Origin of the sequence: Streptomyces sp. LaPpAH-108 (genome assembly GCF_000373625.1) — a bacterium.
Classification (GTDB): Bacteria; Actinomycetota; Actinomycetes; order Streptomycetales; family Streptomycetaceae; genus Streptomyces.
On sequence record NZ_KB891998.1, the window covers coordinates 409,738 to 431,427 of the forward strand.

The following is a 21,690-nucleotide window of genomic DNA, read 5'->3' on the forward strand; positions in this document are numbered from 1 at the left end:
TTTCGTTCCCTCCCAAGGGAAGTCGGGGGCCCGCGTGGGGTCGGGGCCCGTGAGGCGCAGCCAGGACGGAGTACCGGTCAGGCACTCATGACCCTGACAAGCGCTGAGGGGGAGTATTCGGCCGAACGGCCGGTCGGCACAAGAGTGCGTTTCGGCCTGGACGGCCCGCCGCCCAGCTCAACCCCCTTGAATTCGCGTCAAATTCGTCCCCGAGCCCCCTCGTGTCCCACCCAGAACGCGACGGCGCCCACCACACTCCTCACCCGTCCCCCAGTTCCCGCAGCACCACCCGCGCCACCGCGTCGTTCTGCCGGAAGGCCGCCCCGCCCGTGCGCGGCCGGGTGAACGCTCCCGGTGTCCGCGCGTCGGTGTACGGCCCGAGCGCGAACCGCCGGGGATGCGGGCGGCCGTCGCGCCCGAGGACCCGCCCGTCGACGGGGTCGACGCGCAGCAGCCCGTCGGCCGTCTCCAGCGCCTCGGCGTGCAGTTCGCGCAGCAGCGTGTCCCGGGCCCGTCCGACCGACGGATCGGGCAGCCGTGCCTCGACCAGGGCCCGTGCCTCAACCGAGAACCCCGGCACCGTGGGGGACGAGGCCCGGAACACCCCGTCCTCGGCGGCGACTTCCATCTCCGCCCCCACGAACCGCAGCAGCCCGGCGCGGGACAGCGCGAGCAGCTGCCGCAGCCGGGGCCCGGGCGGCCCGGAGGCGAGATAGCTGAAGAACCCGTGCCACCAGGGCCCGAGATTCCCGAGCCGCACCAACTGCCCGTAGACGGACAGCAGTCCGAGGAAGACCCCCAAGTCAGCGCTGAAAGAAGAATCATGACGTCGCGTCAAGTCGTCGGAGATGTACGCCCGTAGCCCCTCCTGGAACTCCGCGTGCGAGCCGAACCGCACCCCTTCCAGCGGCCGGTCGAGAGCGGCGAGGTCCAGCCGGTCCCGGGCATCCGGCACCGCCGCCGCGACGAGTGCCCGTATCTCCTCCGCCCCGCCCGCCACCGCGTACTTCTCCTCGAAGTCGGCCCATTCCATGGCCGTTCGCTCGGGATGGGCGGTGAACAGCCGGTGGTAGTAGGCGAATCCCAGCTCCTTCTCCACCAACGGCCAGATGTCACGCCGGAATTCGTATCCTTCGGGCCGTTCGAGCAGCGCCCGCACCTCCTCGGGCCCGAAGAAGCGGGGCAGCGGCGGCCGGGGCCCGGTCCAGTCGTAGCCGATCTTCGAGTGGTACGGCACACCGCGCCGCGAGCCGACGTACAGCACCGGCTCCCGCCCCGAGGGCACATACACGTGACCCCCCGAGCCGTCCTCCTCGTACCGCCCGCCCCGCCCCTCGGTGAGCAGCACCATCAGGTCGACGAACGCCAGCCCGAAGCCGCGTACGAGCACGGGCTCCCCCGGCGCGAGCGCGGACAGATCGCTGTCGGCCGTGAAGTCGGGCGGCAGATGGACGAGGTCGTGCGCGCGGGCGTAGGCGCTCAACCGCTGCTGCTCAGGGTCGAGTTCGGAGTCCAGGTGGCCGAGCGCGAGGACGACCAGGTCGGCGACGAGCGGTTCGGTACGGCCCTCCAGCCAGACCCGCTGGCGGCCGTCGGCCGGTCCGGTGACGCGCAGGGCCCGCCGGGGGTGGTGGTGGACGGTGATGCCGGGCGGCAGACCGGCCAGCGCCTGTTCGTAGACCCAGTGCAGATAGCGGCCCTGGATGCGCCGGTCGGCGAAGGTGCGGCCGTCGAGCCGGGCCCATTCGTGCAGGGTGGGCCCCTCGCGGACCGGGCCCTCCATCGTCACGGTCTCGTCGGTGAACATGGTGATGTCGGCGGCGTGCGAGTTCATCCACAGCAGCTCGGACTGCGCCTCGCGCCAGATGCGCCCGCCGCCCGGCGGATGCGGGTCGACGAGGTGGATGTCGATGCCCTGACCGCCGTACAGCTCCGGAGAGTTGGCGGCGATGCGCTCCAGGAGCCCGGTCGCTCTGGGCCCAGCCCCCACCACGACCAGTCGGCGCCTCATCGGGCGGACCCCGTGCCGCGGGCGTAGTACTTCTCGACGTAGTACTGGCCGATGCCGAGCACCGAGGTGACGACGGTGTACCAGAGGGTGGCGACCATCAGCAGCGGGATCACCTGATAGGTGCGGTGGTAGATCAACTGGGCGGAGAAGAGCAGGTCGTTGACGGCGATGACGCTGACGATCGAGGTGCCCTTGAGGGTGCCGATGAGCATGTTCCCGGCGGCGGGCACGATGGAGCGCATGGCCTGGGGCAGCACGATGCGCCGCCAGCGCTGCCCGGGGGTCATCCCGAGTGCCTGGGCGGCCTCGGTCTGGCCGTGGTCCACGGAGAGGATGCCGCCGCGCACGACCTCGGCGGCGTAGGCGGCCTCGTGCAGGGTGAGCCCGATGACGGCGACGGCGACCGGTCCGAGCAGGTTGACGGTCCTGATGCCGAACAGCTGCGGGTACAGCGCCCCGATGTTGAACCACAGCAGCAGCTGCACCAGGATCGGGATCGACCGGAACAGCCAGACGTATCCCCAACTGACCGATCTCAAAACCGTGTTGGTGGAGAGCCGGAGGACGGCGAGCAGGGTGCCCAGGGCGAAGCCGAGGACCATCACCACGGCGGTGAGCCACAGGGTGAGCCAGAGGCCGCGCAGCACGGAGACCGAGGTGAAGTAGTCGGCGACCACGTCCCACTGGAAGGCCCGGTTGCGCAGCACCGAGTTGATCACGAGCCCGAGCAGCACCAGGACGAGGACGGCGGCGACCCGCTGGCCGTAGCGGCGGCGGGGGACGATCGTGGGGCCGTCCGGGCGCGCGGGCACCGGGGACGGGGCGGCGGGTTTGGCGAGGGTGTCGGATGACATGCGGGACTCCGTGACACGTCGGACCCGACGCGCACTGCCCGCACTCCGCCGCGCTCGAAAGCGCGGTCACGGCCGAGCCCCTCAGCAGGGCCGTCCTTCGAGAGTACGTCGCCGTTTCCCTGCGTTGTCAAGGGTGTCCGGACTGTGAGCGGCCCGTCTCAAGTCGGTTGACGGGCCAACCGGATGCCTGTTCCACTTGGCCCATGCGCCCACAGCAGTGGCTGGTCACCCGCTCCCACATCGACTTCGGTCGCGTGTGGTCCGCGTCCTGTTGAGCTGACCCCCTGCGCGCCCGCGCCCGTTCCGGGCGCCTCCGCGTTCCCCGCCTTCCTTTCCGGTCCTCTTTCCGGCCTTCACGCGCGCGCCCTGCCTCCGCACTCTCCCCTCCCCTCGCGCCCTGCCGTCGCACCGCCTTCCTCTCTCGCGTCCGGCCCGTCCTCCCCTTCTTCCAGGAGACCGCTTCCCGATGCCCGCGCCCACGCGCCACCTCGCCCTGCCCAAGCACCGCCTCGTCCTGCCCCCGCGCCGCCTCCCCGCGCCCACGCGCCGCCTGTTCGCGCCCAGCCGCCGTCTCCTCGCCGCCTTCGCCGCCCTCACCTCCGCCGCGCTGCTGCTGACCGCCTGCGGCTCGGGCTCGCCCGGCTCCTCCGGCGCTTCCGGCGCCCGCGCCGCGGCCGGGTCCGACGCGATCCCCACCACCGACGTCGTCTCCCGGATCGCGAAGGACCCGGCCGCCGCGAAGCTGCTGCCGTCCGGGGTCACGCACCTGACCGTCGCGGTCGCCGTGGGCGGCACCCCGCCGGGCACCACCTACCTCGCCGACGGCACGACCCTGACCGGCCAGGACGTGGACATCACCCAGGCCGCCGCCAAGGTCCTCGGCATCAAGCTGAAGATCGAGCAGGCGAGCTTCGAGGCGATCCTCCCGGCACTGGAGAGCGGCAAGTACGACTTCGGCGCGAGCAACTTCGGCGTCACCGACGAGCGCCGCAGGACGATCGACTTCGTCACCTACGTCAACGACGGGCAGGGCTTCGTCACCCGCAAGGACAGCGAACTCGCCAAGATCACCGATCTGCGGCAGCTGTGCGGCCTGAACGTCGCGACCGGCGCCGGGACCACCTTCGAGGCCACGCTGGAGCAGAACAAGCACGTGTGCGTGGACGCGGGCAAGAAGGCGTACCACGTACAGACGTACGCCGAGCAGAGCGCGATCTGGTCCTCGATCCAGCAGGGCCGCAGCGATGTCGTGATGTCCACGATCAACGGCCTGCGCTACGCCGTCGCCCACCAGCCGGGCCTGAGGTTCCTCAACGAGTACCACCGGCTCGACGTCGGCTTCGCCTTCAAGAAGGGCACCCCGCTGGCGCCCGCCTTCCGCGCGGCGGTGAACCGGATCATCGCCGACGGGACGTACGCCCGCATCCTCAAGAAGTGGGGGACGACGGGCTCCGCGATCAGCACCTCGCGGATCTCGCCACCGGAGCTGAAGAACTGATCGTCTCCTGACGGCTCGTCACCGTCCGTTCCCCATCCTCATATCAGCGGACAATCAGGGCGCACAGGACAGTTCGTTCACCCTGACACACCACACATCACCCATCCGCCGCGAACAATCATATTTCACTCTCAGTCAGCAGCCTTATGGGGTGGAGCCCTTGTGACACAAGGGCTCTCGACGTATGGACCGCGCACCAGTACCGTCACAAACCCCCCGCGCGCCGACTATCCACTTGGCGCGCTGTCAGCATCATGGATGACCATAGGGATGGGAAGAGCAAGAGAAACCGCTGAGAGAGGAGGCGTCCATGGGATCGGTACGCAAGGCGAGCGCGTGGCTCGGCCTGGTCGACGACAACGATGACGAGCGTTACTACGACGACGACTACTCCGAGGGCGCTCAGTCCGCGGACGCCTGGGTCACGGACCCGCGCGTCAAGGTCGCCACGGACACGGCCGAGGACAAGGGCCGCCGGATCGGCACGGTCACCCCGGACAGCTTCCGGGACGCCCGCGCCATCGGCGAGATGTTCCGGGACGGCGTCCCGGTCATCATGAACCTCACGGCGATGGAGGCCACCGACGCCAAGCGCGTCGTGGACTTCGCCGCCGGTCTGACCTTCGGACTGCGGGGCACGATCGAGCGGGTCGCCACCCGGGTCTTCCTGCTCACGCCCGCCCACACCGAGGTCGTCAGCGGCGAGCCCTCGGGCCGCCGTGAGGACGGCTTCTTCAACCAGAGCTGAGGCGGGGCCGTTCATCGCGGCCCCGCCCCCTCGGGGGCTCACCGGAAGGCATCGAGCCCGGTGAGCGCCTTGCCCAGCACCAGCTGGTGCATTTCGACGGTGCCCTCGTAGGTGAGCACCGACTCCAGATTGGTCGCGTGCCGCATCACGGGATATTCGAGGGAGATCCCGTTGGCACCGAGGATCGTCCGCGCCGTACGGCAGATCTCGATGGCCTCGCGGACATTGTTGAGCTTGCCGAAGCTGACCTGCTCGGGACGCAGGCGGCCGGCGTCCATGCGCCGCCCCAGATGGTGGGCGAGCAGCATCCCCTTGTACAGCTCCACCGCCATGTCGGCGAGCTTGGCCTGGGTCAGCTGGAAGCCGCCGATGGGCCGCCCGAACTGCTCCCGCGTCCGCGCGTAGTCCAGCGCCGCCTCGAAACTGCTGCGCGCGGCGCCCATCGCACCCCAGACGATGCCGTACCGCGCGTGCGAGAGGCAGCCGAGCGGCCCGCGCAGCCCGGTGACCTCCGGCAGCACCGCGTCGGCGGGCAGCCGTACGTCGTCCAGGACGAGTTCGCTGGTCACCGAGGCGCGCAGGGACCACTTGTGCTTGATCTCGGGCGCGGAGAAGCCGGGCAGGTCGGTGGGGACGACGAAGCCCCGGATGCCGTCCTCGGTGCGCGCCCAGACGATCGCCACCCCGGCCACCGAGCCGTTGGTGATCCACATCTTGCGCCCGCTCAGCACCCAGTCGTCGCCGTCGCGCTTGGCGAAGGTACGCATCCCGGCCGGGTCGGAGCCATGGTCGGGCTCGGTGAGCCCGAAGCAGCCGATCACCTCGCCCGAGGCCATGCGCGGCAGCCACGCGTTCTTCTGCTCCTCGCTGCCGAAGCGGTGGATCGCGTACATGGCGAGCGAGCCCTGCACCGAGACCAGCGAGCGGATGCCCGAGTCGGCGGCCTCCAGCTCCAGACAGGCGAGGCCGTACTGCACCGCGGAGGCGCCCGCGCAGCCGTACCCGGTGAGCGACATGCCGAGCGCGCCGATCGAGCCCAGTTCGCGAGCCAGCTCGCGGATGCCGGGCAGCTCGCCCTTCTCGTACCACTCGGCGACGTACGGCAGCACCCGGTCCGCCGCCCAGCCGCGCACGGTGTCCCGGACGGCCAGGTCCTCCGGTTCGAGGAGGTCGTCGATGCCGAGCGGGTCGGCGGGGTCGAACGGGGGCAGCTTCGCGGACGCGGACATGGAACACCCTCCGGCACAGTGGGCACACGGAAAACTAGCGGCGCTAGTCAGAATGCTCCGGCCGACGTTACGGCGCGGGCCGCCCGGCGTCCAGGGCGGCCCGCGGGGTCAGGCGATCGCCCTCGGCTTGCCCGGCTCGCGGGGCGGGGGCAGCTCGGTCACCGAGGTCACGGAGGACGCGGAGGACGCTGCGGGCTCGGCCGCACTGGACACCCGGGGCTCGGACAGGGCGGACGCGACGGCTTCGGGCAGCTCCCGCACCCCGATCACCCGGTCCGTGGCCTCCCCGTCCACCACGCCGCTCTCCGGCGCGCAGTTCATCGTCCGGGGCAGCCGCAGCGCCATCACCGCGCCGAGGAGCAGCAGGCCCGCGCTGACCAGCAGGGTCACATGGAGGCCGTGCACGAAGGAGTCGCGGGCGGCCTGGCGCAGCGCCTCCCCGGCGGAGCCGCCGAGCCGTCCGGCGATCTCGTACGCCTCGCCCAGCGAGTGTCCGGCCGCCGCCCGGTCGGCGGCGGGGACGCCGGGCACCGAGGTGAGGGCGGGGGCGTAGGCGCGGTTCATGACGCTGCCGAGCAGGGCGATGCCGATGCCCGCGCCGAGCTGGTAGGAGGTCTCGCCGATCGCGGCGGCGCCGCCCGCGCGGTCGGCGGGGGCCTCGCTGAGCATCGACTCGTACGCCCCGAAGAGCGTCGTCTCCAGGCCGAAGCCGAGCAGCACGAAGCCGGAGAGCAGCAGCGGGGTGTTGTCCTGGCCGCCCATCGCCGTCAGCAGGACCACGGCGGCGGCGGTGAGGCAGAAGCCGGAGACGACCATGCGGCGGGGGCCGAACCCGCGCAGCATCCGGGCCCCGGCGAGACCCGCGGCCATCGCGGCGGCGGTCAGGGGCAGCAGCCGCAGACCGGTGGCCAGCGGGGACAGGCCGAGGACCAGTTGCAGATACTGCGCCGCGATCAGCTCCAGGCCGACGAGCGCGAGCATCGCCAGGACGATGCAGCCCACGGAGGTGCTGAACGCGGGGCGTCGGAACATCCGCAGGTCGACCAGGGGGTGGGTGCGACGGCCCTGGCGGCGGACGAAGAGGACCAGCAGCACCGCGCCGACGAGCAGCGGCATCAGGGTGAGGACGCTCAGCGGCGGCTCGCCCCCGCCGAGCCGCTTCACGCCGAGGACGACGCCGAAGAGCCCGGCCGCCGCCATCAGCGCGCCGAGCACGTCCCAGGGGCCGTCGCGCTCGCCGCGCGACTCGGGCAGCAGCATCCGGCCGATGGGCAGGCTCACCAGCATCAGCGGGATGTTGACCAGGAAGACCGAGCCCCACCAGAAGTGTTCGAGCAGGAAGCCGCCGAGCAGCGGTCCGACGGCCGCGCCGACGGCGGCGACCGCGCTCCAGATGCCGATGGCCAGCGCGCGTTCGCGCCGGTCGGGGAAGACCTGGCGCAGGATCGAGAGCGTGGCGGGCATGATCATGGCACCGCCGACGCCGAGCAGCGCGCGGGCGAAGATCAGGGTGTCGGCGCTGTGGGACAGCGCGGCGACGGCCGAGGCGACGCCGAAGAGGGCGTAGCCGAGCAGCAGGACGCGTCTGCGTCCGACGCGGTCGCCCAGCGTGCCGAAGAGGATCAGCAGCGAGGCGCAGACCAGCGGATAGACGTCGACGATCCAGAGCAGTTGTTCGGCACCGGGCCGAAGGTCCTCGGTGACGGCGGGTACCGCCACGTGCAGCACGGTGGCGTCGAGCGCGACGAGCAGCAGGCTGACACAGAGGACGACGAGGACGACCCAGCGGTTGGCACCGGTCCCGGTCGTCCGACGGCACGGCCCGATTTCGGCCGTGGTCGTCCCGGACATGTACTACCTCCCAGATGATCCCTCGTGCGCGGCGGTGACCGACGGGGTCGGGGATTTCCCCGTCGTACGGCCGGAGAAGAGCGGTTCGCTCCGGCCCGCGCCTTTCCCACGCGGGTGGCTCGTCAGCGTACGCGAGTTCGGCGTGTCGGCACGTGGTGGACCTCTCACCTGCTCGGGCGAACCCCTGTGGTGTACGCCACTTGCCTCTTCGCGCGCGCGTGTGCGTACGAGGGGACGGCGCGGGGGCGGGGGCGGTCCCCGGGTCGGCCGGGCGGCCGGGGCGGGGTGCGGGCCCGTCGATAATCGAGCCCGTGACCGAACTCGTGACGCGCCCGGCCCCGCCGCGCGCCCCGCTCCTGCGCCGGGCGGCCCCGGCCCTGCTCGGCTACGCGGCGATCCGCGTGCTGGGCCTGGCCGTGCTGGCCGGCTGGAGCGCGGCGCGCGGCACGAGCGCGTTCACGCTGCTGACCGCGCGCTGGGACGCGCTCTGGTACGCGCGGGTCGCCTCCTCGGGCTATGGCTACGAGGTGCGGCTGCCGAACGGCGACGTCCACTCCGACCTGGCGTTCTTCCCGCTGCTGCCCTGGCTGGAGCGGCTGGGGCACGCGGTGGCGCCGCTGTCGTACGCGCAGGCCGGTTTCGTGGTCGCGCTGCTGGCCTCGCTCGCGGCGGCGGGCGGGATCTTCGCGGTGGCCGAGTGGCTGTACGGCGCGCGGGCGGGGCTCTGCGCGGTGCTGCTGTGGGCGGTGCTGCCGGTGGGGATCGTGCAGTCGATGGCGTACAGCGAGTCGCTGTTCACGGCGCTGGCCGCGTGGTCGCTGTACGCGGTGCTGACCGGGCGCTGGGTGACGGCGGGGCTGCTGGCGGCGCTGGCGGGGCTGACCCGGCCGGTGGGGATGGCGGTGGTCGCGGCGGTGTGGGTGGCGGGAGTGGCCTCGTGGACGAGCGGCCGGACGTCGACCCGCGTCATCTCACGGGTGACCTCTTTCGGGGGAACCCGGAGCGCGGGTGATGTGCGGGGCGCGCATGAGGACGTACGCGCCCCCGGCCTCTCCCCCGCGCCGGGTGCGGGCGCCTCCGCGCCCCGCCGTCTCCTCGGCATGGCCCTCGCCCCGCTCGGCGCCGCCGGGTACGTCCTCTGGGTCGGCCTGCGCACCGGCGACGGACCGCTCGGCTACCTCCGGGTCCAGGCGGGCTGGCGCAACGGCTTCGACGGTGGCTACGCCTTCGCCCGCTTCGTGGCGGGCATGTTCACGTCCTTCCCGTCGGCCCTCGGCGGCGCGGCCCTGGTCGTCGGCGTCGTCCTGCTGATCCGGCTGCACCTGACCGGCGTGCACCAGCGGCAGCCGCTTCCGGTGCTGGTCTACACGGGCGTGGTGCTCGCGCTCGCCCTGTGCGCGTCGAGCTACTTCGGCTCCAAGCCCCGGCTGCTGATGCCCGCCTTCCCGGTGCTCTTCCCGCTGGCCCGGGCCCTGGCGGCGGCGCGTCCGGGCCGTGCGGCGGCGGTCGTGGCGGTGGCCGCGACGGTCGCCGCGCTCTACGGCGCCTTCTGGCTGAACGGCTCAGGACCGCCCTGACCCGCGCCGCGACTGCCCCGCCGGACGACCATGATCGACTCCCGAGGCGACCATGATCGGCTCCCGGCGGCCCGGTGAGCGTCTCCTGAATTCGCCGCGATGCCCGGGTTAACGAATTCATAAGCGACCAAAAACCGCCCCCTTCGGCATGACCAAAACAATTCCGGGAACGCCCCGGGCGCCATTGCCGAATCGCGGGAATTGGGGACCTCTCCTGAGAGGTTTCCCACATCACATCGTCATCACAAAGCCTCTGTATCGACCGGGAACACCGCTCACTCGCTGTAACGTCGATTGGGTGCGTACCGAACGAAACCTCACCCGGCGTCTGGACCGGGTGTTCGCCAGGCTGGACCGTGAGCCGGAACGGCCGGCCCACATCGACGTGCCGAGGATGTCCCGGCACCGGGTCGTGCTGTTCTCCTCGACCCTGGCCTTCTACCTGGCGATCGTGTGGGCCGTCATCACCACGTCCTGGCTGGTGCGGCTGGACTGGCGGGTCATGTTCTTCCGCCCGTACCAGCAGTGGCCGGAGATCCACGCGTTCCTGGACTACTACGTGGTCCTGGGCCAGCGCGGCCCGACCGCCGTCATGGTCGCGGCGTGGCTCGGCTGGCGCTCCTGGCGGCAGCACACGCTGCGGCCCCTGCTGACGCTGGCGGCCTCGCTGCTGCTGCTGAACATCACGGTGGGCGCGGCCAAGCTCGGCATGGGCCGGCTCGGCCCGCACTACGCCACCGTGATCGGTTCGAACGAGATGGGTCTCGGTGGAGACATATTTCCCTCGGGTCACACCGCCAACGCGGTCGTGACCTGGGGCATCCTGGCCTATCTGGCCTCCACCCCGCGGGCCCGCCGCTGGCTGTCCGCGCTCTCGGCCGTCACCTCGCTCGGCGTCGGCCTGACCACCGTCTACCTCGGGACGCACTGGCTGAGCGATGTGCTGCTCGGCTGGGCCGCCGGTCTGCTGATCCTGCTCGCGCTGCCCTGGTTCGAGCCGCTGATCTCCCGGGCCGAGGACGCCGTGTTCGCCCTGCGGGACCGGCTGCGGGCCCGGCGCGGGCGTACGGCGGCGGTTCCGGCGACCCCGGTCGCCCCGGTGCCGCTGCGACCGCAGACCGCGCAGTCCGAGGCGCATCCGGTGGCCTGCGAGCCGGTGGCGTCCGCGCGCGGCGGACGTGCCCCGATCCATCTGGCTCCCGGTCCGCACACGGCCCGCTCGGAGCGCACCCCGGTCACCCCGGCCGGCAGCCGCCGTCCGGCGCACGCCGACCGGCTGCCGCGCGGCTCCTCCCAGCCGGCCCGCCCCTGACGGCCGGGCGGCCCGGCGGCGGGCAGGTACGCACACGAGCCCGCCGCCGGGCCGCCCGAGTCCAGGTGCACGTCCCGGTCCGGTCAGCCCTTCCAGGCCCGCCGGACCCGGCCGTCCGCCACCTCGAAGTTGATCCGGCCCACGCGGTACTCCATGGTGACGACCGTGCCCGGCGGCAGCGCCCGTACGGTGCTCCAGCCCCGGTCCCGGGCCAGGCGCTCGGCGCGGGCGGCGTCGAGGCCGACGTAGGTGTCCGGACTGTCCTGAGGCTCCGGCGGCGGAGCGGGAATCTGTGCCATGCGGCCACGCTAGGCGGACTCGGGCAGTGACGGAACCCCGGCCGGGGTGAGGTCATGCGCTGCGCACGGTCACACTTCTGTCACAGCTTCCCGGCACCCGTTACCGTCGAACTCCGTCACACGTATGGGCGTTACCGTTCACCTCGTCGGGGCAATCGAACAGAATTTCCTGATGTCGCGATCATGCCGCTCCTTTTCCTCCGCCGAACGTTTCCGGCCGGATTCCGTCACGAAGGTTCGGAAGTTGTTTTGACGGGGAATCCGAGGGCCCTGCGGAGAACCTGACGGCCCATAGGAAATTCACGGATTCACCACACCCCCGCCGCACACGCGGACAGCCGCCGCCCCTCGGGAGGGACGGCGGCTGCCGTTGCCGGGCGGTCTCGGCCGCCGCGCGCTCAGAGCGCCAGACGCTGGCCGGGCACGATCAGGTCCGGGTCGGAGCCGATGACCTTCCGGTTGTCGGCGAAGACCTGGCGCCAGGTGGTGCCGTGCCGGGCGGCGATGGTGCTCAGCGTGTCGCCCGCACGGACGGTGTAGGCACCGCGGGTGGCGCTGCGGCCGGTGTGCTCCGCCGGGCGCTCGGGCGCCTTCGCGGGCTTGTGCGGCTGGGCGGGGGTCCGCTTCGCCGTCGCGCCGCTCTTCGTGGCCGCGCCCTGGGACGCGGCGGCCGGTGCCGCCCCGGACGCCCCGGCGCGGGCCGAACAGACGGGCCAGGCTCCCCAGCCCTGGGCGCGCTGCACCTTGGTGGCGACGGCGATCTGCGCACTCCTGGAGGCCTGGTCGGCCGTCGGCGCGTAGGCGGCGCCGCCGTAGGCCCGCCAGGTGCTCGCCGAGAACTGGAGTCCGCCGTAGTAGCCGTTGCCGGTGTTGATGTGCCAGTTGCCACCGCTCTCGCACTGGGCGATGCGGTCCCACACCCCGTTGTCCGCCGCGTCCGCGCTGCCGGTGGCGGCCAGCAGGCCCAGCGGGGCCAGGAGCGCCGCTCCGGCGAGGACAGCCGTCGTACGGCCCTTGCGGGCGCCCTCACGACGGGCGGCGGGACGGTTGGTATCGGCACACTCGGTCATGCATTTCCCTCTCCACGTACCCGGGCTCCCCCAGGGCCGGGCGCGCCTCACCGCACAGGACCGCGGTTCCTCGCGCCCGGCCCCGTCCGCCACGACCGATGCGGTGATCGTGTCCGACCACGGACGGCCGGCGGACTTGCCCGAGCGGTGCTCGTTGCACACGGCGGAGGAATCTAGGGAGGACAGCTCGCGGATTTCAACCAACACCCCTTCTTTCCAGGCCAGTTGGTTGTTACCGCCGGTATCGGCGATTTTCCGCCACCCACTACATGCCGCTATGTGGCGACATAACGGATGGTCACCTTTGGTCGGTGTGACCCAGTTCACTCGTTCAAGTCCCTTGACTGTGCGCGAAATTGACGCTGAGTGGCCGATTCCGCACCAAACGTGACGGCCGCGGCGGGATGGTTCGATTCCGTTCGCCTGAAGGCGTGACTCCCACCACAGGACGCCCGTTGTCTTCTGCATGAGCCCGCGACGCCGGGGCTCAGCGACCGGGAGCCACCCGGCCGGCCCCCAGCACCGCATCCCGAGGGAGTCACCGTGCCGCCCATGCTCGACGTCAGTGACGCCGTACGTGCCGAGATCGGCGACGAAGAAGCCGACCGGCTGCTCGCCGGAGAGAACGCCCCGGGCAGTTACGACTGCACCTCCTGCCGCACGCCCGGCAATTCGGAGCTGGAGCGCACCAGCACCGTGCTGTTCGTCGGCGAGGAGACCGCCGTCCTGGCCTTCGCGCACGCGGGCTGCCTGCCCTCGCAGGTCGTGCAGGTCACCGAGGAGCAGCTGCAGGGCGCCGTCCGCTCGATCGGCGACGGTGTCACGCCCGGCGCCGAGGCGCCCCAGCCCGCCGCACCGGCCGCGCCCGAGCCCGCGGTGCTCGGGGTGACCAGCGGACTCGTCCTGATCGAGGGCGAGTTGCACCCGGCGCTCGTGGTCGAGCCGACCGCGCCGATCGTGCGCCCGGGCAGCACCGGTCCCGGTGACGACTTCCTGCCGCTGCTCATCGAGCAGGGCTTCATGCCGGTGACCGAGCTGACGTCCGTCCCGCAGGTGCTGCACGGCTGGTCGGTGCTGCTCGCCGTGGGCCAGCTGCACGCGGTGCTCCAGCCCGGGCCCAACGGGGGCCAGCAGGTGGCCTGGTGGCAGGCGCACCAGCCGCTCCAGGTCACCGACAGCTGGCGCGCGGCGGCCAACAAGCACCAGCAGGTACTGATGTTCGCGGCCCCGGTCGGCTCCATCGGCCGCCAGCCCCGCGAGGACCTGCTACGCGACGCCCTGGACCGCTCGGCAGCCACAGGCAAGTTGGTCGCCGCCGCGCTGCCCCTGGCAGGAACCTGACGGCCGGGGGCGCCGGACCCACCGGGCCGCACCCACCCGGCCGGGGCCACCTGCGGGCCCATCGGCGGCCACGGGCAAGTTGGTCGCCGCCGCGCTGCCCCTGGCGGGGACCTGACGACCGGGACGGCCGGGTACCGGGCCACGCACACCCAGCCGGGGCCACCTGCGGACCCACCCGATCCCACCCGCCCCGGCCGGGCCGCGCACGGACCACCCGGCCCAGCACCCCCGCCCGGGCACGCCCACCCCGTCAGGCGACGTGCGCGTCGCCACCTGATCCCCGCAGCCCCCACCCAAGCCGCGTACGGGCCACCCGGGCCCGCATGCCCCACCCGTGCCCGGCACCCCCGCCCGGGCCACATGCGCCCTGCCCAGGCCACGTGCGAGCCCACCCAAGCCGCGGCACGGGCCCCGTGCCCAGCACCCCCGCCCACCCCGCCAGGCCACGTGCGGGCCCACCCCATCCCGCACGCCCCACCCGAGCCGCGTACAGGCCGCCCGGGCCCGGCACCCTCCGGCCCGGGCCACGCCCACCCCACCCGGGCCCCCACCCCCACCGGGCCCGCACCCCCGCCCGAGTCCGCACCCCCATCCGAGTCCACACGCCCCACCCGAGTCCACACGCCCCACCCGAGTCCGCACCCCCACCCGGGCCCGCACGCCCCACCCGAGCCGGAGCCCCGAGTCCGCGCCACCCCAACTCCCGTCCACCCGCGTGCGGAAGCAGTCCGAGGAGGGCACCGCCTCCCGTACGCCCGTGCACGAAACCCGTACGCCCGCGCAGCCCCGCACGCGCCCGCGCGCCGCGACTCCGCGCCCGGGCGCGAGACCAGGGCGCCCGCCAAAGCGCCGCAGGCCCCCGCATCCCTTTGCGCGCCGCGTCGTTTGGACATACGTGCACGCATACGACACCCCACCCCGCCGGTCGACCGCCCTCACCCCCGTACCGCTCGCCCGGCCGGGGCAGGACGGCACCGGCGCGCTCTCGGCCACGCCGATCTACGACACGCTCTACGCGGAGTGGGTCAAGACCTTCCGCACGCTGCCCGGCGACCGCAGCGGCGAGGAGGACCTGGAGTTCACGGCCTTCGGCAGCCTCCCGCAGAGCACGGGGTCGTACGGCGGGCACCGGCCGGGGTCGTTCAGCAGCTCCTACAGCGCCTACAGCGCGGGGGCGTACAGCGCGCGGCAGCAGTCGCAGTCCCAGTGGCAGCGGATCGGCACGATCGGGCGGACGCAGGAGTCCGAGGCGCCGCGCCCGGACCGGGCGGCGCTGCCCCCGGCCCCGCGCCAGGGCAGCTGAGAAAACACCGAAGGGCGGCTCCGGGTTCTGGTCGGTCAGAACCCGGAGCCGCCCTTCGGTCGTGCCCGGCGCCCGGCTACTTCTTCTTCGCGCCGCGCTTCTCGCGCACCCGCACCGAGATGTGGATCGGGGTGCCCTCGAAGCCGAACTCCTCGCGCAGCCGGCGCTCGATGAAGCGCCGGTAGCCCGCCTCGATGAAGCCGGAGGCGAAGAGGACGAAGCGCGGCGGCTTGGTGCCCGCCTGGGTGCCGAAGAGGATGCGCGGCTGCTTGCCGCCCCGGACCGGGTGCGGGTGGGCGGCGGCCAGCTCGCCGAGGAACGCGTTCAGACGGCCGGTGGGGACGCGGGTCTCCCAGCCTTCGAGCGCGGTCTCGATCGCCGGGACCAGCTTCTCCATGTGGCGGCCGGTGCGGGCGGAGACGTTGACGCGCGGGGCCCAGGCGATCTGGCCCAGCTCGGTCTCGATCTCGCGCTCGAGGTAGTAGCGGCGCTCCTCGTCGAGGGTGTCCCACTTGTTGAAGGCGACGACGACCGCGCGCCCGGCCTCCACGGCCATGGTGACGATGCGCTGGTCCTGCACCGAGATGTTCTCGGAGCCGTCGATCAGGATGACCGCGACCTCCGCCTTCTCCACGGCGGCGGCCGTGCGCAGGGAGGCGTAGTAGTCGGCGCCCTGCTGGAGGTGGACGCGCTTGCGGATGCCCGCGGTGTCCACGAACTTCCAGGTCTTGCCGCCCAGCTCGATCATCTCGTCGACCGGGTCACGGGTGGTGCCCGCCAGCTCGTTGACGACGACGCGCTCCTCGCCCGCGACCTTGTTGAGCAGCGAGGACTTGCCGACGTTCGGGCGGCCGATCAGGGCGATGCGGCGGGGGCCGCCGACGCCGGTGCCGCCGAAGGTCTGCGCGGGGGCCTCGGGCAGCGCCTCCAGGACGGCGTCCAGCATGTCGCCGGTGCCGCGGCCGTGCAGGGCGGAGACCGGGTGCGGCTCGCCGAGGCCGAGCGACCACAGGTAGGCGGCGTCGGACTCGCCGGAGAGGCCGTCGACCTTGTTGGCGGCCAGCACGACCGGCTTGCCCGCCTTGCGGAGCAGCCGGACGACCGCCTCGTCGGTGTCGGTGGCGCCGACCTTGGCGTCCACCACGAAGACGACCGCGTCGGCCGCCTCGATGGCGTACTCGGCCTGCGCGGCCACGGAGGCGTCGATGCCGAGGACGTCCTGCTCCCAGCCGCCGGTGTCGACCACCTTGAAACGGCGGCCCGCCCATTCGGCCTCGTAGGTGACGCGGTCGCGGGTGACGCCGGGTTTGTCCTCCACGACGGCCTCGCGGCGGCCGATGATCCGGTTCACCAGGGTCGACTTGCCGACGTTGGGGCGGCCGACGACGGCGAGCACGGGCAGCGGGCCGTGGCCCGCCTCCTCGATGGCGCCTTCGACGTCCTCGATGTCGAAGCCCTCTTCCGCGGCGAGCTGCATGAACTCCGCGTACTCGGCGTCGCCGAGAGCCCCGTGCTCGTACTCGTGCTCGGCCGAGCCGTCGGGCTGGTTCTGGTCGCTCATGAAGTCCGTACCTCGTCGTCGTTCGTGGTGATCGGTGGAAGTGACCCGTTTCGGGCCGGTTCCACTACTCAAGTGTCGCCCAGCGCCCGGTCAGGCGCCTGGCGTTTTCCAGGTGTGCGGTGAGCCGCTTCTGGATGCGCTCGGTCGCCTGGTCGAGCGCCTTGCGCGTACGCAGCCCCGAGCCGTCGCCCGCTTCGAACGGGTCTCCGAAGACCACGTCCACGCGCGAGCGCAGCGGCGGCAGGGCCTTGATCAGGCGGCCGGGCTTCTCGGCGCTGCCGAGTACGGCCACGGGCACGATCGGTGCCCCGCTGCGCACCGCGAAGTAGGCGAGCCCCGCGCGCAGCGAGGCGAAGTCGCCCTCGCCCCGGGTGCCCTCCGGGAAGATGCCAAGGACGCCGCCGCTCTCCAGGACGCCGAGCGCCCGGGCGATGGCGGTGCGGTCGGCGCTCGTGCGGTCCACCTTCAGCTGGCCGATGCCGGTCAGGAAGGGGTCGAGCGGGCCGGTGAACGCCTCCTGCTTGATCAGGAAGTGCGTCGGCCGGGGCGCCACGCCCATGACCATGGGGCCGTCGATGTTGTGCGAGTGGTTGACGGCGAAGATCACCGGGCCGCTCGCGGGCACCTTCCAGGCGCCCAGCACACGCGGTCGCCACAGGCCGTACATCAGGCCGACGCCGATGCGCCGGCCGATCTCGGCGCCCCGCTCCGAGGGCAGAGCCGGGTCGCTCACTTCCCGGCCCGCTTCTCCTCGACCAGCGTGACGACGCACTCGATGACCTGGGCGAGGGTCAGCTCGGTGGTGTCCACCTCGACCGCGTCGTCCGCCTTGGCGAGCGGGGAGGTCTTGCGGCTGGAGTCGGCCGCGTCCCGCTTGATCAGGGCCTCGCGGGTGGCATTGACGTCGGCGCCCTTCAGCTCGCCGCTGCGGCGGGCCGCGCGGGCCTCAGGGGAGGCGGTGAGGAAGATCTTGAGGTCGGCGTCGGGCAGCACGGTGGTGCCGATGTCGCGGCCCTCCACGACGATGCCCAGCTCGGCGGCCGTGGCGATCGTGCGCTGCAGCTCGGTGATCCGGGTGCGCACCTCGGGCACCGCGCTGACCGCGCTGACCTTGGAGGTGACCTCCTGGGTGCGGATCGGGGCGGCCACGTCGTAGCCGTCCACCGTGATGGTGGGGGCGGACGGGTCGGTGCCGGAGACGATCTCGGGCTTCCCGGCGACGGCCGCGATCGCGGTCGGGTCGTCCAGGTCGATGCCGTTGGTCACCATCCACCAGGTGATGGCCCGGTACTGGGCGCCGGTGTCCAGGTAGCTGAGGCCGAGCTGCGCGGCGACGGCCTTCGACGTGCTCGACTTGCCCGTGCCGGAGGGGCCGTCGATCGCGACGATCACGGGCTTGGTCGGGGCGGCGCCGTTTTCCACGGGAGGGCACCTTCCTGGTGAAGGGTGGGCGGTGGAGTGCGGGACGCGAGGGCGCCCCGCACAAGGTTACTGGGTGTGGGTCACTCGTACGGACGTACGTCCGCCCCGGGACCGGCGGGGACCTGTGCCCCGGGACCTGCGGCGGATCCGCCGGGGGACCTGCGCTACTGCCGCAGAGCCCAGCCGCGCTCGCGCAGCGCCTCGGTCAGGACGGGCACCGCCCTGGGCTCGACCATGAGCTGGACGAGACCGGCCTGCTGCCCGGTGGCGTGCTCGATGCGCACGTCCTCCACGTTGACCCCGGCGCGGCCCGCGTCCGCGAAGATGCGGGCGAGCTGTCCTGGCTGGTCGTCGATGAGGACGGCGACGGTCTCGTAGGCGCGCGGGGCGGAGCCGTGCTTGCCGGGCACCCGGACCTGTCCGGCGTTGCCGCGCCGCAGCACGTCCTCGATGCCCGCGCCGCCCGCGCGCCGCTTGTCCTCGTCGGAGGACTGAAGCGCCCGCAGCGCGCGCACGGTCTCGTCCAGGTCGGCGGAGACGTCCGCGAGGAGGTCGGCGACCGGGCCGGGGTTGGCGGAGAGGATGTCGATCCACATCCGGGGGTCGGAGGCGGCGATCCGGGTCACATCGCGGATGCCCTGCCCGCACAGCCGTACGGCGGCCTCCTCGGCGTTCTCCAGACGGGCCGCGACCATGCTGGAGACCAGGTGCGGCATGTGGGAGACGAGGGCCACGGCGCGGTCGTGGGCGTCGGCGTCCATGACGACCGGGACGGCGCGGCAGTGCGAGACCAGTTCCAGGGCGAGGTTCAGCACCTCGGTGTCGGTGTCGCGGGTGGGGGTGAGCACCCAGGGGCGGCCCTCGAAGAGGTCGGCGGTGGCGGCCAGCGGGCCGGACTTCTCGCGCCCTGACATGGGGTGGGTGCCGATGTACGTCGACAGGTCGAGGCCGAGCGCTTCCAGCTCGCGGCGCGGGCCGCCCTTGACGCTGGCGACGTCGATGTAGCCGCGGGCCACGCCCCGGCTCATGGCGTCGGCGAGGACGGCGGCGACGTGCGCGGGCGGGGCGGCGACGATCGCGAGGTCGACGGGGCCCTGGGGCGGCGCGTCGGTTCCGGCGCCGAGCGCGGCGGCGGTGCGGGCCTGCTCGGGGTCGTGGTCGGCGAGGTGGACGGTGACGCCCCGCTGGGTGAGGGCGAGCGCGGCGGAGGTGCCGATGAGGCCGGTGCCGATGACGAGTGCGGTCCTCACCGGGCGCCGCCCTGGTGCCGGACGGCGCTCACGTGGGAAAAGCCGTCGGACCGTCGCGTGTGACCGGCCTCGTCCCGCCGCCGCGGAACCGCCCCCCGGACCGCTCGTACCGCCACTGCCCTGCTCCTCACTGGCTCGCGCGCCGACCGGTCCCGGCGCGCTGCGTAGGCGTCCAGCCTAGTCAGCCCGCGCGGCCGGGACGGACAGCAGGAGGGGCCGATCCGGTGACGGGGGGCTGCCGCTTCCTTCGTCCCGGGGGTCATCGGTGCCAAGATGCCCGGACATACGGCTTTTCTCACCTTTCACAGGCCGTCTGCCGACGGCGCCCCGTACGTTCGGAGTGACGACATGACCCAGCCCGCGACACGGCGCACGCTTCTCGCGACGGGCGCCGCCACGCTCGCCGTCTGCTGTGTGGGATGCGGCGGCGGCGATTCGGCGGGCTCCACCGCCGAGGCCACCCCCGAGAGCACGGGCGGCGAGAACGGCTCCGCCCCGGCCGCGCAGGCGCTGGCGCGGACCAGTGACATCCCGGAGGGCGGCGGCAAGATCTTCGCGGATCGGAAGATCGTGGTCACGCAGCCGGTCAAGGGCGAGTACAAGGCGTTCTCGGCGGTCTGCACCCACCAGGGCTGCGCGCTGGACCGGGTCGCGGACGGCACGGTGGACTGCCCGTGCCACGGCTCCAGGTTCCGCATCACCGACGGCTCGGTGGCCGACGGCCCGGCCACCCGTCCGCTGGCCGCCGAGCCGATCACGGTGCACGGAAACTCGATCACCCTGGGGTGATCCCGCCGCGTACGCTCCCGGCATGCACCCCGCCGACCTGGTCCGCGACCACACCGTCTACGCCTGTGTGATGGGCTCCCGGGCCTTCGGCCTGGCCACCGACGCGAGCGACACCGACCGGCGGGGCGTCTATCTGGCCCCCACTCCCCTGTTCTGGCGCTTCGAGAAGCCCCCAGCCCATGTCGAGGGGCCGGGCGAGGAGCAGTTCTCCTGGGAGCTGGAGCGCTTCTGCGAACTCGCCCTGCGCGCCAACCCGAACATCCTGGAGTGCCTGCACTCCCCGCTGGTGGAGCGGCTGACCGACACCGGCCGCGAGCTGCTGTCCCTGCGGGACGCCTTTCTCTCCCGCCGGGTCCACGCCACCTTCACCGGGTACGCCCTCGGCCAGCGCCGCAAGCTGGACGCCGACGTCCGCACGACCGGCGCCCCGCGCTGGAAGCACGCGATGCATCTGCTGCGCCTGCTGACCAGCGCCCGCGACCTCCTGCGCACCGGCGAACTCCGGCTGGACGTGGGCGCCGAGCGCGAGCCCCTGCTCGCGGTGAAGCGCGGTGAGATCCCCTGGCCGGAGATCGAGTCCCGCATGGCCCGGCTGTCCGAGGAGACCGACGAGGCCCTGCGCCGCACCCCGCTCCCGGCGGAGCCGGACCACGCCCGGGTGGCCGACTTCCTCTACCGCGTCCGCCGGGACTCGGCCCGGTCGGAGTCAGCCCAGCCGCAGGCGCACCACGAACTCGTGCAGGGCGTCGTGGGCGGTGACGGCGTCCGGCAGGACTGAGGCGGCCTGCGCCTCGTCGAGCCGTACGTGCAGCCGCTCGATGTCGGCCCGTACGCGCTCCCGGTCCACCCCGGCGTCCCCGTGCTCCCGCTCGGCCTTGGCCCCGATCAGCTCGGGCAGATAGCCGGGCGCTTCCAACTCGCCGAGCAGCGTGGGCAGATGGGCCTCGATCTCGCCGCTGCGCATGAGGTGGACGCCGGTGAGCAGGACGCGGAACGTGTAGAGCAGGGGCTTGAGTTCGCCGGTCTTCTCGAACAGCCGCCACTGGGTGGCCGCGAAGCCCCGGTAGTGGTGGGCGTGGTGGCTGGTGAGGACGCCCGGTGCGAGCGCGGCCAGTTCCTTGTGGGCGTCGGTGGTGTGGACGACCAGGGGCGAGAGCAGCTGCTCCAGCACATAGCCGTTGCGGCGGAGCATCAGCCGGACGAACTTGCGCAGGTCGTGGGTGACGAGGTCCATCTCGACGCCGTCGCGGACCCAGTCCCGCGAGCGGGTCTCTTCCGGTTCGCGCAGTCCGACCAGGTCGGCGGCGGGCAGCAGATGGACACCGCGCAGGTCCACGTCGGAGTCCCGGGACGGGAAACCGTAGAGGTGGGCCCCGGAGACGGTCGCGAACAGCAGGGGGTGGGGCTGTTCCGCGATCACGGGCGTCAGGTCCATGCCGAGAGCGTCGATCATGGACCTAGGGCCTTTCGTTTGGATCAGGCTGGATCAGGGAGCGGGGTCTGGTGCCGTGCATCGCAAGGCGGAGGAGGGCGTCATGGCGGAGCCATGGCAACCGACGACAACGCGGCGAGGCG

19 protein-coding genes are annotated in these 21,690 nt (G+C 72.6%); 8 read left to right on the forward strand and 11 right to left on the reverse strand.

From position 1 onward, the window contains the following. Positions 1-259: 259 nt before the first annotated feature. Both B079_RS0128555 and B079_RS0128560 read right to left on the reverse strand, forming a co-directional pair. Positions 260-2,011 carry an FAD/NAD(P)-binding protein gene (locus B079_RS0128555; RefSeq protein WP_026249176.1) on the reverse strand — a complete coding sequence of 584 codons (1,752 nt, stop codon included), beginning with the start codon at positions 2,009-2,011 and terminating at the stop codon, positions 260-262. Next, positions 2,008-2,865: an amino acid ABC transporter permease gene (locus B079_RS0128560; protein WP_018549273.1), complete on the reverse strand. Its 858-nt coding sequence runs from the start codon at positions 2,863-2,865 to the stop codon at positions 2,008-2,010. Before B079_RS0128560 ends, B079_RS0128555 begins: the two co-directional genes overlap by 4 nt. Positions 2,866-3,331: 466 nt before the next feature. Here B079_RS0128560 and B079_RS0128565 point away from each other — a divergent pair, with 466 nt between their 5' ends. Further along, on the forward strand, positions 3,332-4,363 hold the full coding sequence (locus tag B079_RS0128565; RefSeq protein WP_018549274.1) for an ABC transporter substrate-binding protein: 1,032 nt from the start codon (positions 3,332-3,334) through the stop codon (positions 4,361-4,363). A gap of 310 nt (positions 4,364-4,673) precedes the next feature. Further along, positions 4,674-5,111, forward strand: a complete 438-nt coding sequence (locus B079_RS0128570) for a cell division protein SepF (RefSeq protein ID WP_018549275.1) — start codon at positions 4,674-4,676, stop codon at positions 5,109-5,111. A gap of 38 nt (positions 5,112-5,149) precedes the next feature. Here B079_RS0128570 and B079_RS0128575 read toward each other — a convergent pair whose 3' ends face one another. Then, positions 5,150-6,340 (reverse strand): acyl-CoA dehydrogenase family protein, encoded by a 1,191-nt coding sequence (locus B079_RS0128575; RefSeq protein WP_018549276.1) that lies wholly within the window; start codon positions 6,338-6,340, stop codon positions 5,150-5,152. Between the two features lie 108 nt (positions 6,341-6,448). Beyond that, the gene (locus B079_RS0128580; RefSeq protein WP_018549277.1) at positions 6,449-8,191 is read right to left on the reverse strand and encodes an MFS transporter; all 1,743 of its coding nucleotides are present in this window, start codon (positions 8,189-8,191) and stop codon (positions 6,449-6,451) included. 311 nt (positions 8,192-8,502) lie between these two features. Here B079_RS0128580 and B079_RS0128585 point away from each other — a divergent pair, with 311 nt between their 5' ends. Continuing rightward, positions 8,503-9,768, forward strand: a complete 1,266-nt coding sequence (locus tag B079_RS0128585) for a mannosyltransferase family protein (RefSeq protein WP_018549278.1) — start codon at positions 8,503-8,505, stop codon at positions 9,766-9,768. A 298-nt stretch (positions 9,769-10,066) separates the two neighbouring features. Continuing rightward, positions 10,067-11,080: a phosphatase PAP2 family protein gene (locus B079_RS0128590; protein WP_018549279.1), complete on the forward strand. Its 1,014-nt coding sequence runs from the start codon at positions 10,067-10,069 to the stop codon at positions 11,078-11,080. Between the two features lie 83 nt (positions 11,081-11,163). Here the strand turns inward: B079_RS0128590 and B079_RS0128595 are convergent, their stop codons facing one another. Then, positions 11,164-11,379 (reverse strand): I78 family peptidase inhibitor, encoded by a 216-nt coding sequence (locus B079_RS0128595; protein ID WP_018549280.1) that lies wholly within the window; start codon positions 11,377-11,379, stop codon positions 11,164-11,166. Between the two features lie 398 nt (positions 11,380-11,777). After that, positions 11,778-12,449 carry a transglycosylase family protein gene (locus B079_RS0128600; RefSeq protein WP_018549281.1) on the reverse strand — a complete coding sequence of 224 codons (672 nt, stop codon included), beginning with the start codon at positions 12,447-12,449 and terminating at the stop codon, positions 11,778-11,780. Positions 12,450-12,992: 543 nt separating this feature from the next. Here B079_RS0128600 and B079_RS0128605 point away from each other — a divergent pair. After that, positions 12,993-13,790, forward strand: a complete 798-nt coding sequence (locus tag B079_RS0128605) for a hypothetical protein (RefSeq protein WP_026249178.1) — start codon at positions 12,993-12,995, stop codon at positions 13,788-13,790. A gap of 895 nt (positions 13,791-14,685) precedes the next feature. Beyond that, entirely contained in the window at positions 14,686-15,093 is a 408-nt protein-coding gene (locus tag B079_RS0128610; RefSeq protein ID WP_018549283.1) for a hypothetical protein, read from the forward strand. A 76-nt stretch (positions 15,094-15,169) separates the two neighbouring features. On the opposite strand, the gene der is transcribed toward B079_RS0128610, so the two are convergent. The 4 genes from der to B079_RS0128630 all read right to left on the reverse strand — a co-directional run bounded on the left by der (position 15,170) and on the right by B079_RS0128630 (position 19,326). Next, on the reverse strand, positions 15,170-16,654 hold the full coding sequence (gene der / locus B079_RS0128615) for a ribosome biogenesis GTPase Der (protein WP_018549284.1): 1,485 nt from the start codon (positions 16,652-16,654) through the stop codon (positions 15,170-15,172). Positions 16,655-16,718: 64 nt separating this feature from the next. Next, positions 16,719-17,321 carry a lysophospholipid acyltransferase family protein gene (locus B079_RS0128620; protein WP_401555947.1) on the reverse strand — a complete coding sequence of 201 codons (603 nt, stop codon included), beginning with the start codon at positions 17,319-17,321 and terminating at the stop codon, positions 16,719-16,721. A gap of 62 nt (positions 17,322-17,383) precedes the next feature. Then, a complete protein-coding gene (gene cmk, locus B079_RS0128625) occupies positions 17,384-18,076 on the reverse strand; it encodes a (d)CMP kinase (protein ID WP_018549286.1) in 693 nt (230 codons plus the stop codon). Positions 18,077-18,240: 164 nt separating this feature from the next. Further along, positions 18,241-19,326 (reverse strand): prephenate dehydrogenase, encoded by a 1,086-nt coding sequence (locus B079_RS0128630; protein ID WP_018549287.1) that lies wholly within the window; start codon positions 19,324-19,326, stop codon positions 18,241-18,243. A gap of 348 nt (positions 19,327-19,674) precedes the next feature. Between B079_RS0128630 and B079_RS0128635 the strand changes: the two genes are divergently transcribed. Both B079_RS0128635 and B079_RS0128640 read left to right on the forward strand, forming a co-directional pair. Then, entirely contained in the window at positions 19,675-20,115 is a 441-nt protein-coding gene (locus tag B079_RS0128635) for a Rieske (2Fe-2S) protein (RefSeq protein WP_018549288.1), read from the forward strand. A gap of 22 nt (positions 20,116-20,137) precedes the next feature. After that, positions 20,138-20,893 (forward strand): DNA polymerase beta superfamily protein, encoded by a 756-nt coding sequence (locus B079_RS0128640; RefSeq protein WP_018549289.1) that lies wholly within the window; start codon positions 20,138-20,140, stop codon positions 20,891-20,893. On the opposite strand, the gene B079_RS0128645 is transcribed toward B079_RS0128640, so the two are convergent. Then, on the reverse strand, positions 20,822-21,568 hold the full coding sequence (locus B079_RS0128645) for a DNA polymerase beta superfamily protein (protein ID WP_018549290.1): 747 nt from the start codon (positions 21,566-21,568) through the stop codon (positions 20,822-20,824). The two genes, B079_RS0128640 and B079_RS0128645, sit on opposite strands and share 72 nt — an antisense overlap. Between the last annotated feature and the right edge of the window lie 122 nt (positions 21,569-21,690).